The sequence below is a fragment of the Streptomyces sp. NPDC126503 genome (assembly GCF_040302405.1).
GTDB lineage: Bacteria > Actinomycetota > Actinomycetes > Streptomycetales > Streptomycetaceae > Streptomyces > Streptomyces gulbargensis.
Window position 1 is genome coordinate 105,446 of the sequence record NZ_JBEORS010000015.1, and the last position, 14,163, is coordinate 119,608.

The 14,163-nt window shown below is 71.8% G+C and carries 15 protein-coding genes and 2 pseudogenes; 7 read left to right on the forward strand and 10 right to left on the reverse strand.

Annotation, left to right across the window (positions count from 1 at the left end; translation table 11 throughout):
* Positions 1 to 223: 223 nt before the first annotated feature.
* From ABTY40_RS20370 to ABTY40_RS20380, 3 genes and pseudogenes are all read right to left on the reverse strand, one after another.
* Positions 224 to 1,054: pseudogene (locus ABTY40_RS20370) on the reverse strand (IS5 family transposase).
* Between the two features lie 189 nt (positions 1,055 to 1,243).
* Positions 1,244 to 1,474, reverse strand: a pseudogene (locus ABTY40_RS30915) (transposase); the annotation flags it as partial.
* A gap of 255 nt (positions 1,475 to 1,729) precedes the next feature.
* Complete coding sequence (locus ABTY40_RS20380) at positions 1,730 to 2,299, reverse strand: GNAT family N-acetyltransferase (protein WP_502990631.1); 570 nt, start codon at positions 2,297 to 2,299, stop codon at positions 1,730 to 1,732.
* Between the two features lie 622 nt (positions 2,300 to 2,921).
* Here ABTY40_RS20380 and ABTY40_RS20385 point away from each other — a divergent pair.
* The 4 genes from ABTY40_RS20385 (at position 2,922) to ABTY40_RS20400 (ending at position 5,891) form a co-directional block, all read left to right on the forward strand.
* On the forward strand, positions 2,922 to 3,461 hold the full coding sequence (locus ABTY40_RS20385; RefSeq protein WP_352060798.1) for an EF-hand domain-containing protein: 540 nt from the start codon (positions 2,922 to 2,924) through the stop codon (positions 3,459 to 3,461).
* A 195-nt stretch (positions 3,462 to 3,656) separates the two neighbouring features.
* Positions 3,657 to 3,866: a hypothetical protein gene (locus ABTY40_RS20390; protein ID WP_352060799.1), complete on the forward strand. Its 210-nt coding sequence runs from the start codon at positions 3,657 to 3,659 to the stop codon at positions 3,864 to 3,866.
* A 103-nt stretch (positions 3,867 to 3,969) separates the two neighbouring features.
* Positions 3,970 to 4,548, forward strand: a complete 579-nt coding sequence (locus ABTY40_RS20395) for a hypothetical protein (protein ID WP_352060800.1) — start codon at positions 3,970 to 3,972, stop codon at positions 4,546 to 4,548.
* A 362-nt stretch (positions 4,549 to 4,910) separates the two neighbouring features.
* A complete protein-coding gene (locus tag ABTY40_RS20400; RefSeq protein ID WP_352060801.1) occupies positions 4,911 to 5,891 on the forward strand; it encodes a hypothetical protein in 981 nt (326 codons plus the stop codon).
* A gap of 315 nt (positions 5,892 to 6,206) precedes the next feature.
* On the opposite strand, the gene ABTY40_RS20405 is transcribed toward ABTY40_RS20400, so the two are convergent.
* From ABTY40_RS20405 to ABTY40_RS20435, 7 genes are all read right to left on the reverse strand, one after another.
* A complete protein-coding gene (locus ABTY40_RS20405; RefSeq protein WP_352060802.1) occupies positions 6,207 to 6,524 on the reverse strand; it encodes a hypothetical protein in 318 nt (105 codons plus the stop codon).
* A gap of 1,155 nt (positions 6,525 to 7,679) precedes the next feature.
* Complete coding sequence (locus ABTY40_RS20410; RefSeq protein ID WP_352060803.1) at positions 7,680 to 9,341, reverse strand: FAD/NAD(P)-binding protein; 1,662 nt, start codon at positions 9,339 to 9,341, stop codon at positions 7,680 to 7,682.
* Positions 9,342 to 9,560: 219 nt separating this feature from the next.
* Entirely contained in the window at positions 9,561 to 9,980 is a 420-nt protein-coding gene (locus tag ABTY40_RS20415; RefSeq protein ID WP_352060804.1) for a hypothetical protein, read from the reverse strand.
* Between the two features lie 241 nt (positions 9,981 to 10,221).
* A complete protein-coding gene (locus ABTY40_RS20420; protein ID WP_352060805.1) occupies positions 10,222 to 10,851 on the reverse strand; it encodes a hypothetical protein in 630 nt (209 codons plus the stop codon).
* 308 nt (positions 10,852 to 11,159) lie between these two features.
* Entirely contained in the window at positions 11,160 to 11,747 is a 588-nt protein-coding gene (locus ABTY40_RS20425) for an HD domain-containing protein (RefSeq protein ID WP_352060806.1), read from the reverse strand.
* A gap of 16 nt (positions 11,748 to 11,763) precedes the next feature.
* Entirely contained in the window at positions 11,764 to 11,916 is a 153-nt protein-coding gene (locus ABTY40_RS20430; RefSeq protein WP_352060807.1) for a hypothetical protein, read from the reverse strand.
* Positions 11,917 to 12,079: 163 nt separating this feature from the next.
* Positions 12,080 to 12,640 (reverse strand): helix-turn-helix domain-containing protein, encoded by a 561-nt coding sequence (locus tag ABTY40_RS20435; RefSeq protein ID WP_352060808.1) that lies wholly within the window; start codon positions 12,638 to 12,640, stop codon positions 12,080 to 12,082.
* Positions 12,641 to 12,820: 180 nt separating this feature from the next.
* On the opposite strand from ABTY40_RS20435, the gene ABTY40_RS20440 reads away from it, so the two are divergent.
* The 3 genes from ABTY40_RS20440 (at position 12,821) to ABTY40_RS20450 (ending at position 13,871) form a co-directional block, all read left to right on the forward strand.
* Positions 12,821 to 12,988 (forward strand): hypothetical protein, encoded by a 168-nt coding sequence (locus ABTY40_RS20440; RefSeq protein WP_352060809.1) that lies wholly within the window; start codon positions 12,821 to 12,823, stop codon positions 12,986 to 12,988.
* Complete coding sequence (locus ABTY40_RS20445) at positions 12,985 to 13,206, forward strand: hypothetical protein (protein ID WP_352060810.1); 222 nt, start codon at positions 12,985 to 12,987, stop codon at positions 13,204 to 13,206. The genes ABTY40_RS20440 and ABTY40_RS20445 overlap by 4 nt, the downstream gene beginning before the upstream one ends.
* Positions 13,207 to 13,286: 80 nt before the next feature.
* On the forward strand, positions 13,287 to 13,871 hold the full coding sequence (locus ABTY40_RS20450) for a hypothetical protein (protein WP_352060811.1): 585 nt from the start codon (positions 13,287 to 13,289) through the stop codon (positions 13,869 to 13,871).
* Positions 13,872 to 14,163 lie beyond the last annotated feature (292 nt).

Here is a 14,163-nt window from a genome sequence, read left to right on the forward strand (position 1 = left end):
GGTATCGCCGTCGACAGCCCACAGGATCCCCCGTGTTCCTCAGCGGCGATCATCTTAAGAAGCCGGTCCTCCGGGACGGAAGGCCCCCTGCCGGCCCAGGACGCTCCCGCTTGGGCCCGCACCACCCGAACGACGACGACTTCCGCCGGAATCGACGTGGGCGGGGCAAGATCACAGTGACCCTGGCATGTGACGACAAGCTTTAGGTCCTGTCGTCAAATTGTCACGCCCACATCAGAAGTGACGCGAGGGTGACGGCGGTTTCGTAGGACTGGGCGGCTTTGTCGTAGCAGTGGCGATGCCCCGCCACTGCTTGAGCCGGTTGAAGGCAGCGTTCTACGACGTTGCGGTGCTTGTAGGCCTCGCGGTCGAAGGCCGGCGGGCGGCCTCCGTGGCTGCAGCGCCGGGTCCGGTTGCGGATTTGGTCGGCCCGCTCGGGAATCGTGTGCGCGATGCCCCGACGGCGGAGCCGCGCGCGGATCGCTTTCGAGCTGTAAGCCCTTGTCGCCCAGGACGTGATCGGGCCGGACCCGGGGCCGCCCCGGCCCGGTCCGGGGCACCCGGATCGCCTCCATCACGGCGGTGAACCGGGTGCAGTCGTTGGTGTTGCCGCCCGTCACGACGAAGCCGAGCGGACGGCCCCGCCCGTCGCAGGCCAGATGGATCTTGCTGGTCAGCCCGCCTCTGGACCGGCCGAGGGCCGGGTCCCGGAGCCCCCTTTTCGAGCCCCGGCCGCATGCTGATGAGCCCGGACGACCGTGGAGTCGACCGATACCAGCCACTCGACGTCGCCCGCCGCGTCCGCCTTCGCCTGGGTGGCCCGCAGTATCCGGTCGAACGTGCCGTCCGCCGCCCACCTGCGAAAACGCGTGTGCAGCGTCGCCCACGGGCCGTCACGCTCGGGCACATCCCGCCAGGCCGACCCGGTGCGGAACTTCCACACGATCCCGTTCAGCACCCCGCGGTCGTCCAGCCGCTTCCGCCCCCGCAACGACTCGGGCAACAGCGGCCGGACGAACTCCCGCTCAGCATCGGACGGTTCATGGCGACGTATCACGACACCGTGATCCACCAACCGTGATCATTTGAAGACACCGCCAGGAGCGTGTCTCCGTAACGGGCACTTGACCGGGTGGTCGTGACCGGCGGGATCGCTCGCGGTCGCCGACCAGTGTCCTTGGCGATCGGTGGCCGGTCCTGGCGGTCCGGAAATCGGCCCGGATAGGGCCGGTGGCCGCGCCGGTCAGGCGATCGCCGCGGCGAGCCCTGCGGTTCCCGCGTGCCGGAAGGATTTGCGGAAGTTGTGGCAGGCGGCCAGCAGCAGCCATTCTCCTCGGGTTCCGTCCTCGCCGCGCAGGAGAAGCCGGCGGCCGTTGTGGCAGGTCATGATCTGGCCGAAGACGGGTTCGACGATCGCTTTCCGGCGGGCGTAGGCGGCCTTGCCGGATTTCGTCCGGAGCTTGCGGGCCATTTTCGGTGTAGTCGGCCAGGACGGGCGAGAGGTCGAGCACTTTGTCGACCAGGTCGGCGACGAACCGGGCCAGATGCCCCTCGGGCAGTCAGTCCTCCAGCGACGGCGGGAGCAGCAGCATCTGATCGGGGACGAACGCCCGGAAGGTCTTCTGCACCGTCACCGTCGGCGCGATCTCCGCCTTGACCACCGCCGCCGGATCCACCTCGAACAGACCATCTTCCTTTGGAAGTTCACGAACAGGAGGCGGCTTCGGGCTCAATCGCCTGATCGACTGCAAAGATCCGCGGACAGCGCCGCGTAGATGTACTCGCTGCCCCAGCGATCCCCGTCGAGGTCGTTCTCGACCAGGTGCGCCTCCCGGCGCATCCCGAGGCGCTCACAGACTCGCACAGACCCGGTGTTCTCCACATCCAGCCGTGCGTAGAGCCGGTGCACGCCCAGCGTGTCGAAGGCAAACCCGGCCAGCGCCGCAGCCGCCTCGGTCGCGTAGCCGTGACCCTGGTGACCTGGGTCGAGAGTCCAGCCGATCTCGGCCTGGGCGGCGCGGGCATCGGCCAGGGCGAGGCTCACCTCGCCAAGGACGCCGGGCTCATCGCGTCGGCAGACAGCGAGTGCCAGCTTGTCCCCGTCGGCGCGCCAGACCGTCTGCACCGTGCGCTCGGCGGCAACCTGCTCGCTGCGCTCACGCGTGTGCGCCGGCCGGTACAAGTAGCGCGCCACGCTCGGCAGGCTCTGATAGGCGTACAGGTCGTCGGCGTCGCCGGGAGTGAACAGACGCAGCGACAACCGGGCCGTGGTCAACGGCAGCAGCGAGGATACGTCCATGCGGACCTCCGGGACGCGGATGTGGATCAAGGCGCGGACTGATTTTCACATCACGACTGCCCGGCAGCCACGCCTTTTCAAGAGCAGTGCTCGGCAGCCGCACTTCACCAGGAGGCGCGGCATTCCAGGAGTTGTTTACTGACCCACGCTCCTAGCCGGGTGCCTCCGTACGAATGCGCTGGCGACCTCCCGCCGCCCAAGGCCCTGTCCCTGACGCTCCTGCGCGGCCGGTGCTGATGCGGTGGCGCCGGCACCGATGCCGAACGAGCACCAGGAGCACGACGATGTCGACCGCACGGGCGGGCGACCGATTCCAATTGGAACCATTCCGTTCGACCACAAGTCGAACGCAATGGGCTTGACCTGAGGTTTTCACAAGGTCGCAGACTTCACTCAGTTACTCACCCCGGCACTCACCCCGACCCGGGTGCGTGGTGGTCGAGGGTGTGGAACGACGAGCTCGCCGGCGCCCCCGCCCGGCTCGCGGTGCGGGGCGCCGGAATGGTTGGCCGGATCCGGATCGCGCCATCGGGTGATCTTGGACCGAACCGCCCCGCCCGGCCACGACCGTCTTGCAGGATGCGCATCGACCGATCGGCCAGCACCAAAAAGGGGAAAAACTATGGCAGACATCGCGAGCGAGAAGTACGGGCGGGCCTTCGACGCCCTGGACGCCGACAAGAACGGCCACCTGGTCTGGGGCGACTACCAGGCCCTGGTCGACCGCTTCATCACCGCCTATAAGCTGGGCAAGGACGACCTCCGTGCCCGGGCCCTGCTCACGCACTTCCAGATGGAGTGGGTGGAGCTGCTGCGCCACGCGGGCGTCGACGGGGACCGCCTCGACCGTGAGCAGTACGCCCAGGCCTCGCGCATGGCCGCGATCGACACCAGCAGGCTGAACGTCGCCGAGGGCGGCGCCCACGCGATGTTCGACGTCATCGACGTCGACGGGGACAACGAGATCAACAAGGACGAGTTCACCCGCCTTCTGAAGGACGTCTGGAAGGTGACCGACCCCACCGCCCTGGACACCTTCTCCCGGATCGACACCGACGAGGACGGAGTGATCTCCCGCCGCGAGTTCATCCGCACGATCCGCGAGTACCACTTCTCCACCGACCCCAAGGCCCCCGGCTCCATCCTCTTCGGCCAGATCTGAACAACACCCCCCTCCCTGCGCCCCGGTACCGCATCCAGGTGCCGGGGCGCGGGGCTGCTCCGGCACCTGGGTGCGGTACCGGGCAGGCCGGGTGCCGGCCCGGCCGGCGGGGCGGACCGCCGGGCCGCCCCCTCCACTCCGGTCCCCCGTCCACCCCTGTACGGGGGACCGGCCCCTCTTCGGCAGACTGGGGCGATGAGCACGCCCCACCACCGCCGGGGTCTCGGCCTCGGCCCCGATCTACCCGACCCGCCGGCCCGCGACCCCCGCGCCCTCACGGCCGCCGAACGCGCTGCCGCCAGCGAGTGGACCGCCGCACCCACCCCGCCCGCCGAGCCCGCGCCGTACGGGCGGCGCCGTCTCGGCACCGGCCCGGCCGACCCCGGCACCGCCCCGCAGGGATGAGCGCACGCCGGGACCGGGTGGGGGTGTCACGGGCTGATCGTCTTTCGATACCAGCAGGGCAACGCCCATTCCCCGGACAGCGGGGAGCGGCCACGCTTCGCCAATGACCCTGCTCAAAGACTTCGGGATGCCCGTCCTCACCGCCTTCCTCGCGTGGTGGCTCACGAGGGTGACCCACAAGAGCACCGCTCGCGCAGTCGCCCGGACGACCCTGGAGAGCCAGGCGGAAGCCCTCGTCTCCGCCGTCCTCCAGCTCCGGGGCTCCGCAGCCGCCCGGCGCACCCTCTGGGACACCCCGATCGAGACCGTGCGCACCATCCTTCTGGCATCCCTCGCGATGGCCGGCGGCGCGGCGAACGCCACCCTGGCGGGCGCCTCCCAGCGCATGAGCGGCCTCGTCGGGTTCAGCTCAGCCACGGCGTTCCTCGCGGAGGAACGCCGCCACACCAAGACCGCGGCCGTCTCCGTGATCCCGCAGACTGCGGCAGTTGTGGCCGCCGCGGTGCCCCTGCTGCACCACCAGGACGCGGCCGTCGTCGCCGGCGCCCAGGGAATCCTGGACGCCATGAGCCACATCGAGGACGACGCCCGCGTCGGCCACGCCGTACGGGCCCTGAACGAAGCCGTGCAGGCCGCCGTCCAGTCCCGCCGCCGCTGGTGGCACCGCCGCACGTCCTCCTGACGCGGGGTCGTCCAGGCCGCAGGGCGAGGGCGCACGGGGACGCTGACCTGCGGGAGTTCTGAAAATTCGACCGGAACTGAGGCGGGTGTCGGCTTCCAGCGATCACCACGAGTCAGCGACGACGCGGCGTTCGCCGGCTGGAACGAGAAGCGGCCGGCGCCCTCAGTCCGCCCCGCTGCGCGGGGTGGGTGGCACGGGCGCCGGCCTTCCAAGAGACCGCTTCATCAGGAGATGACGGGACCTCGGACGGGAGTCTACCGTCCCCGAACCTTCCCTTGAGTTGATAGCGTTTTCTTGTTCTGCGGGGTGTCGGTCGTGGCCCCCTTGCCGTTCCCCACACCCGACTTTTCAGGGGGCCCGTGATGATCCGTGCCGGACGCGAGAGCAAGGTCCGCACCCTGGCCGATCTGGCCCAGCAGCGGGGCGTCAGCCTCAACTACTACACCCAGGTCAAGCCGTACCGGGCCGAGGGATTCCCCGCGCCGATCAGCTCCCCGGGGACGCGCACGCTGCTGTTCGACGGCGAGCAGGTGGACGCCTTCCTCGCCGGCGCACCCGTCCCGGATCTGCCTACCGCCGACCACGAGGACGACCTCTTGGACCGCCGCGAGGCCGCCGCCCTGATCGGTGTGGTGCCCGCGAGCTGGGAGGTCTACAAGAAGCGCCCCGAGCTGCACGAGCACGTGGTTGTCGTCGGCGGGGTGGAGCATTGGCCCCGCGGCACCGTGGAGGCCTTTCGCGAGGCCCGCGACAACCGCCCCCGCACCGGAGGACGCCCCAAGCGCGCCGGCGACCTCGTGCCCCGCGACCAGCTCCACGACCGCATCACCCCACTCCTGGACGCCGACCCCGCCCTCACCGCCGGCCGCGTCACCGAAACGCTCGGCGTCCACCGCGACACCGCCCAGCGCGCCCTCACCCAGCTCCGCGCCCGCCGGATCGCGGACCGGATCACCGCCCACCCGGACCTGTCGCCCGAGCAGGCGGCGGCCGAACTCGGCTACCCGGCCGGACAGATCCGCACGGCACTCGACAAGGCCCGCACCGAGCTGCGCGCCCGCACCGCCGCCGCCTACCTCAACACCATCGCCCGGGCCCTGGCCGACGCCGGACTCCTCACCGCCCCGGAGCCGCCCGCTGTGGAGCAGACCGGCGACACCCTGCGCGCCGCCCTGGCCCTCACCCACGACGCTCCCGTCCCGGCGCTGGTGTGGGAGGAAGAGACGGGGTGGCGCACCGTCGGCCGCCGACGCCACCCCTACACCTCCCCCGACACCCACCCCCTCCTCCCCGGACAGGCACGCCCGGCCCCCGCCGACCTCCTCGCCGCCCTCACCACCTGACCCCCACGCCCGCGCCCGCGAAGGCCGTCAGGGAGCCGCCACGGCCCCTGGAGGCCTTCGCCCTTGGGTCCCGGCATCGAGCCCGGGCAGAGGCGCAGCAGGCACGGAGCGGCGTTCGACGGCCGAGCGGACAATTCGAACGAAATGGAAACCGTGGTTTCCATAGGGGCCGGGCCCCACCGGAGAAGCCCTCCGCCGCCGGTTCGCGTTCCGCCGGCCGCCCTGGGGCAGTGTCGGTCGGGTGCTCTGGGGCGGGTAGGGCCCGTGGCTCGCGGCGCCGAGGGGCCCTGAGGCGAGGGCATCTCTCTGCCAGGCCTAGCCGGCGCTATGGCCGCCTAGTCCCATGAGACTGCCGACCATCGGGATTACCCCTCCGGCGGCGCCGAGCTCGGCGCCGCCGCAGTGGCTGAAGGGGTCGCTGATGGGCAGTCCGGCGAGGTTGCCACCCACCGTTCCGGTGCCGTGGGCGGTGACGCCGTCGGCGTGGGCGCCGGTGTGGAGGTTGGCACAGGAGGTGCCGAAGGCAGGGGAGAGGAAGTTCCCGATACCGCCAGCAGCGGCGGGACCGGCGGTGGCCAGGGGGGTGCCCAGGGCGGTGAGAGCGAGGGCTGCGGCAGCGGTTCGATGGTTCATACCGGACCAACGAGGATGATCCCCTCCCGTCACGACAACGCACCCCGCCCGGCCAGCCCGGCCGCAACCCCGGCATGCCGACAGGAGCACCGTGCCGGTCGGCCCTGAGGTCCAACGCCGAGGCGGCGTCGGGGCGGAAGCCGGGGCGTACCCCGGGACCGTAGCGGCCGTAGGCGGCCCTACGCTTTTGCCCTCCCGTGGCGGTTCCCCGGGGGGCCTGCGGGGCGGTGCCAAGGGCCAGGACGGCGTGGAGGCCCCTGATGGGGGGCGGGGGCGCCGAAAGGCCGGGGGGAGCGCCTGCGGGCGCCGCTGGGGTGCACCGCAAGGCCTTTCCGGGGGCCCCGGGGCGTGTCCGGGCCGCTCCGCGCCCCGGGCCGAGCGCCCGTGGGGGCCGGGGCCGTCCGTACGGGCCGCGCCCGCCGTTCGCCCATGTTGCCGATGCGGCGGCAGGCGCCGCTCAGCCGCTGAGGTCGCATCGGCCCGCGCCGACACGGTGTGCGTGGGCTGGCTTGGTGCCCGGGCGTTCTGGACTCAGTACCACCGGGCCGTCCCTCTCCTCCCCTCCTCGACGCCTCGCCGCCCGGGTGCCCCATCCCTGTGCCGCTGCCGGGGGATCGGGCGTACCGGGGGAGTGCCCGCCCCCGGGCTGGGTGGTGTGTGAGCGGGACCACGCGGGTGGTGCCCACTGCTGGGCCCCGCCCGGGGACGCCAGCCCGGTGACCGCCCTGCGACTTCACCCGCCACCAGGCCGACATCGCCACCTGGTGTGCCACCGTCCTCACCCGCCTCTCTCCCGCAGGCGGCTCACGGTGGGGCAGGCGGCTGGATGCACCTGGCCGCGCCGGCCGATGCCGTGATGCGGATCATGAGCCTCTCCGGCGTTGACACCGTGATCGACTGCCCCGCGCAACCCTCCGTCGGGCACTCTTCGACTGACCCGCGGAAACCGCCTCCCCACCGGTCTGAGGGGCCGGAGCGCCGAGTGCGCGAGGAGATCGACCGCGTGAGCGGTGGCGGTCGCGCCGACCGACCTCGTCCTGGGGTCCGAAGGACGGCCGGCGGCATGCTGAGGCCCGGCCCCCAGGGCGGGTCGGTCACCGCCAGCCTCTCGCCGGTTGCGACTGATCGCTGGTGGCGGCAGTAGGCAGGCGCGGGTCAGGTGGTGTACAGGAGCTGGGCAGCGGCGTGGTGTGCCTGCGTGACGACATGGGGCAGGTGGTTGGCGTAGGGGATTCGGATGTGGGTGGCCACTCCGACGATCCAGACACGCTCCGGTGGTGCGGTGGGGTGTGACCGTACCCGCAGGTCGGCTGCGAGGTGGTCGACGACCTGCGCGGGTGCGGGGGGCGGATCGTCCAGGTACACGGCCGGGGTGGTGGGTTCCCAGTAGAGCTGCGGTGGCTGGAATCCGGTGGCGTTGACCACCTGGTCGAACGTCTCCACCGGGGCGTCCGGCCAGCACACGCGCCAGGTGTCGCCGTCGTGGTGGACCGCGGCGGGATATCGGCCGGCCAGGCGCAGGTGACCGGTCTTCAGGTGGCCGAGCAGCCGACGGGCGTTGGGCAGGGCGATCGCGGTGATGTAGCGGCCGGCGAGCGGCGCGAAGTGCTCCTGCACGGTGCGCCGCCGCTCGGCGGGCAGGGCCGAACCCAGAGCGATGACGGCCTCGATCAGAGGGACACCCACATGCGCCCACGCACACGCCCCGGTCTCGGCGAGCACGGTCTCCTCATGCAGGCGGCGGACCGGGTTGGCGGCGGTGGAGACCTGGTGGCGCAGAGGAAGCGGCCCGGCCATCCGGACGGCCTCCACCACGCAGCGAATGATGCGGCCGGTCAGGCAGGGGTCGGCCGGGTCCAGACGGGCCATGCGCTGCAGCGGAGGGAAAGGCCGGGGCGGCGGGGCCAGAGAAGCACGCACCGCGGGCAGCTGCCCGGAGCGCGAGGCCAGGGTGACCCGGTGTCCGTCGCGGCACAGCATCATCGCGGCATCCACGGCGCTCTGCCGGCTGCCCGTCACCAAGACCCGGCTGGGGCTCCGTCCGATGTGTCGGCGCAGTCGCGCACTCGGATACGGGCTGTCCAGATAGCGGGGATGGCTCTGCCACACGGCGAAGCCATCGGGAACGCGAGGGCGGTGGACCCCCGCACACACCACCACGTCGTCGGCCGGCACCCACCCGCCGCCTACCAGCCGCACCCGGTACCCTCCGGGAGCGGCCTCGACCGAGCGCACCACCGCCGACAGGTGGCCCACCTCGATCCCGCGAGCAGCGGCCCGGGCACGAGCCTGATCGAAGCGGGTACGGCAGTACTGCGCCACCCACCCCCGTGGCACGCACTCCTGCGGTGCGCCTTCCCAGCCCTGCTGACGCAGGTGATCGAGAAAATCGTCCGCCGCCTCGGCACGCAGGGAGTTGAGCGCGACCGCGCTGTTGCACAGCAGCAGCGGATCGTCGTCGCCGAACGCCAGCCCCCAGCCCACGGGATGGGGATCGACCACCCGCACCGACCTCACCCGAACCGGCCCCCCGGCCGCCTGCTGCGGGCGCAGCACCGCGTCGAGCAGCTGCACCACCACACTGCATCCCGCCACGCCCCCGCCGACGACCACCACATCCCGACCGTCCCCATGTCGCCGCGCACCCCCCACGGCCACGCCACCACCCTCACCGGCCACATCCACCACCCACTCCCGCCACCACACCGGCGAACACCCCGGCCCCGTCTCACCACCCCGGGCGGACGGGCAGCCACCCGGGGCGTGGTCCGCGCCGGCATGAGCCCCACCACCGTGCCACCCCACCAGCCCCCACACAGCGAGGCGCGCACTGCCCCGGTGGAGGAAGGCTGGGGACCGGCCATCCTCGAGGGAGAGACCGGCACCAGGCCGGTCAGAACCACCCGGAGGGCGCCGCTCGGGCCGGTGGGGGCGCAGTGACCGCTGCGCATACAGCGGGAGCCGGACCGATTCTCCGTGTGCGGCGCGGGCCCGGCAGCGGCTGCATAGCCACAGGAGGGCTGTCTCACCTGCGGTTCACCGTGTCGCCCGCCGTTCCCCGTAACGACCGTATGTGTCGGCCGCCGCCAACACCGGCACGTCGCCAGACGGGCCACCCGGCCCTCTTCGCGCGGCGAAACCAGCAGGTTCGAAGACTCCTACCGACTGCAGGCGGCAGGGGCCGGTCCAGCCCATGATGGTCGCCTCGCCGTTCAGCACGTGGGCCCGGGTACGCGGCTGATCCCGCCCTGCCGCGGCGGCGCGGCTGAAGCGAGGATCACCCAGCACCGTCGTGGCCCCCTCGTAGCCGACCGCCAGCCAGGCCGACTCGCCGTAGGGCAGGCTCACCCGCAGCAGACACACACCGGCTTGGTGCAGCTCGGCATACGCCGGGTCCAGGTCCAGGCGGTGCGGCTCACTGAACGGATAGGGGCACGGGCCATCGGCATCTGCCACAGGGCTCCTCCAGTGATCGTGCACGTTCTGTCGCCACGGCGCGCACGCAGGGCGCCATGTGCACGGCCGTCGGGCGCCACGCGTACGTGCCCCTCCTGCCGCCGCCGTCCCGCTCCGGACGACTAACTGATCGTTTCAGAATGAGGTTCGGAGGCGGCGGAGGATATGAGGCTGCAGACCATTCGAGCAGGCCCTGGTGGAGGTCGGCGCGTCGCGCGGGGCGGGCCGTGGCGCACGCCTCCTACGGGCGGGGGAACGGTGCCAGTTCGGCGTGGGTGACGGTGTAGCCGCCCTTGACGACGGGGGCGTACGGGGCCGGGGCCATACAGGTGCCGACCTCGGCGTCCTCACCGTTCGGCAGCAGGTTCACCCCGTTCCACGAGAAGCCCACCCGATCGGCCTTGCCGCCCTTTCCGCCGTCGTGCACGCTCAGTCCGACGCGCTTGCCGAGCAGGCCGGTCTCCTCGTGGCTGACCTTCGTGATGAGGGCCGTGACCGTCGCCGTGTTCGGGCCGGTGACCAGGCACTCCACTTGGCCGTCGAAGGTATAGGTGACGTTCTGGTCGGCCGAGTGGTGCGAGATGCGTACCGTCCCGCGCGCGTCGACGGGCAGCCCCGTGGGAAGCCCGGGCCGCGGCGTGCTGTACGGGGCGGCCACCGCGTCGAAGCTGAAGGAGCGTACATCGTTGTCGTTCAGGTACGGCAGTACAAAGTCCCCGCTACCGACAATCCGCGCCGCGCCAGGCCGGCGGTGGTCCGTGCGCTGCTCGGCGGACGAGGCGATGGACGAGGTGCACAGGGTGAGCCCGGCCACCAGGGCCGTGACGGTAGCGGTGGCGGTGCGCCGAGCAGGCAGCGGCAGCGAAGCCATGACGATCTCCTTTTCGGAGAGGGAGTTGACTGGAGGAACGCGACCCATCCTTCGCTTTGACAGCCGCCCGGTCGTCATTCCGAGGCCGCAAGATCGATGCGGCCTCATCGCCCGCTCGGCTGACCACATGTCAGCCGAGGGTCGTACGGGGTGGATCCCGCCGGCCGCAGCCGTTCGCGGATCAGGTGTCCCGCTGGGGCCGCCCACGCCCCGGCTCACGTGGGGCACTACGAAGACACCGTCCGCAGGAAGGACGGGATCCTGCTGCACGCCGACCGGACCCGTCCTTCGCCGAGCGTCTGGGCGGTTCAGGGGCGGATGTTGTTCTGCCAGTCCAGGGACGTGCCGGTCAGTGCCGCTTCCGCCAGGGCCTTTGCCGATGTGGTGGTGAGCGAGGCGAGGGAGGTGTCGATCCAGTTCTGTGTGAGGGTGTAGCCCTGCTCGCGGTACTCCAGGGCCTGGAAGAGGCATTCGAGTTTGTCGGCGTCGCGCGCGACCTGCGCTTCCATCGTCTCGCGGGCCTCGTACTCGTCGACCGCCGTCTGTACGCCGGCCCGGACGGCGGGGTGGGCGTTGACGACCTGGTCGGCGGTCACCTCCCCGTTCTCGGCGGCCTTGATGTATCGGCGGCCGATGTGGGGGATGTCCCCGATCCGGGTCTCCTGGGAGTCGTGGAAGGTGCACATGAGCGCGACCCGGCCGGCGTCGGCGCCTTCCATCATGGCGAGGATCGCCCCGACGGCTGCGACGCGGAAGGAGTGCTCGGCAACGGACTCGGGCTGTGGGTTGCCGGTGAACCACCAGCCGGTCCGCGCCACCTTCTTGAGGACGCCGAGCTCAGAGATGAAGCTCGCGGTGCCCCGGGCGGTGTCGCGGGTGGTGTCGTCGTCGGCCATAGGGTCCTCCGATGCGTCAGCGGGTGTGATCGAGACCGTAGTGGACACTGCCCAGCTCCCGCCGGGATCGTGCCGACAGCTCCGCCCCGTCCAACAACTGGCCGGTCCGCTCACGCAGCGGGCCGGCCAACGGCCCGGCGGCCTGCGGCAGCCACGGGAAGCGGACCATCAACGCCCAGAGAGTGTGGGCGTACAGGTCGACGTACCCCGGCGCCGTGTGCCCCGCGGGCGAGACCCCGCAGCAGGGTCACCGGATCCCACCCGGCGAGGGCCCGGTCCGCCATGAAGGTGTCGTCCGGCTGGGCAGTCCCGAGAGCGCCGACCCAGTACGCTCAGTAGTTCAGGTTCGCCGCCTCGGCGACGTCGTCGTCCGCCAGAGCACGATCGATGAAATCGAGCAGGGGCTGCGGGTCGCCCTGGCGGGCGAGCGCCGTCGCGGTCGACCGCGCCCCGGCCCAGCGAGGCGAGAAGCCCCGACGCGCGAGACCGTCACGGCCGCGGTGCAGCGCCGCGCGGGTCCATGCGGCCGCCTCCCCGCCCCGGTCGTACGAGGCCAGATACAGGGCCTGGCGGTGCAGCAGCGCCCCCGCCTCGCCCTGCCGCAACGCCCGCTCTGTCGCCTCCCGCAGGTGCGTGAAGACCGTCCCGCGCAGGCCCGCGGGAAGGGCCGGGGACACCGGTGCCGGGCCGCGCCTGGCCGGCGGGAGGCGACCGGCGAGCGCGGGCAGACGGCGCCGCAGCTCCAGCAGCCTTCCGGCCTTCACGTTCGCCAGCGGCCGCCGGCCGGACTCCCAGCCCTGCACCGTGCCGGTGTCGACACCGAGCTCCTGGGCGAGCCGGTCCTGCGTCAGGGGCGCGGCCTCCCGGGCCAAGCGCAGCACGAACCCGGCCACGGACGGTGCTTTCGGTGGTAGTTGCCTGCCCATCGCAGGGCCGCCTCCCAATCGGAAGGTGAAGGGAAAACTCGTACCCACGGTCAGTGTTACCCCACCCCGGCCGCCCGTACGGTCAACTCCGCAACGTACTCACGGGGACCGAGATCCTCACCGTGTTGACGCCCGGGAGCGAGACCGATGACGCACCTCGATCCTTCACCGCCGCCGCGCCGGCACGCTCCGCAACAGCAGCCCGACTACGGCATCCCCTCGCCCGAACTGGTCGCCCGGGCCGAAGCCGGACTCGACCGCTTCCTCGCCCGCCTCACCGACGACGAGCAGGAAACTGCGGAGCCGCCCGGATGATGTCCCTGGCCACCGGCAGCGGCGAGGACCTGGTCGGCCGCACCGTGCACGACATCGCATCCGGCACCGAGGGCGAGCTCCTCGCCATCCGCTGCGAACAACTGCCCACTCACACCGGCGCCCCCACCTGGACCCGCCGCGCCTACATCCGCACCGCCGGCCAGACCGTCCCGCTCGCCATCGCGCCCGGCAACATCCGCCCGCCGGTGGCCCACTGAACCGCCGTGTCCCCGGGGTGCCCCGCCAACCCCCGGGGACACGGCCACCACCCGAGCACCACCGACGAAAGGGAAGATCCGTGACCATCGCACCCGCACTTCCCGCCCCCGCCGCCGTCGCCGCGCGGGCCCACGAGATCCACGCCGCCTGGCAGGCCGACACCGAGATGGGAGTCGTCCTCGACGGCTGCGCCCGCTACTCGTCCGACTGGGACGACTTCTACGGCGGCCCGCTCATCAGCACCTACAGCGTCGCCCGCGACGCCGGGCCCCTCCTGGACACTGCGCTCAGGGTGATGGCGCTCAAGACCGCCGTCTACGAGCTGACCGCTGACGAGCTGCTCGCCGAGCTTCCCGAGCCCGTGCCGGTCGACGTCACCTGCCACGCGCTGTGCGCCCAGTTCACCACCCTGTCCCGCATCCAGCAGCGCACCGGACACCTGTTCGTCCACTCCACCGTCAACGAGCACACCGTCGCCACGCCGTGGGACACCGGCGACTTCACGCACCAGGCGTGCGAGGCGGCCTTCGGCCCGGTCAACGAGCGCTACTGGATCCCGGCCGCCGAGGCCGAGCGGCGCCGCCAGATCCTCGACACCGCGTACGCCACCATCGGCATCACCGACCGCGGAATGACCAGCGCCATCGACTACGCCGCGCCGTAGCCTCCGGCACGGGCTCCCGCTCCGTCCGGGGCGGCGGGGCGACCCGGTCCGGCTCCAACCCCACCTTGTCCGGGTGTACACACGCCGGCGTCCGGTCGCCCAGGGTGTAGCGGAAGCCGTCGGCCACGTCGAACGGGCACTCCCACGAGGGGCGCGAATACACGACGAACCCTTCGCGAGGCAGACGCTTCGACGGGCAGATCCCACATGCCGGATGGTCCTCGCCCTGGGCGTACGGCTCGCTCATGACCGCACGGTAACGGAGCCAAGCCACCAGCCACCTTGCAACCAC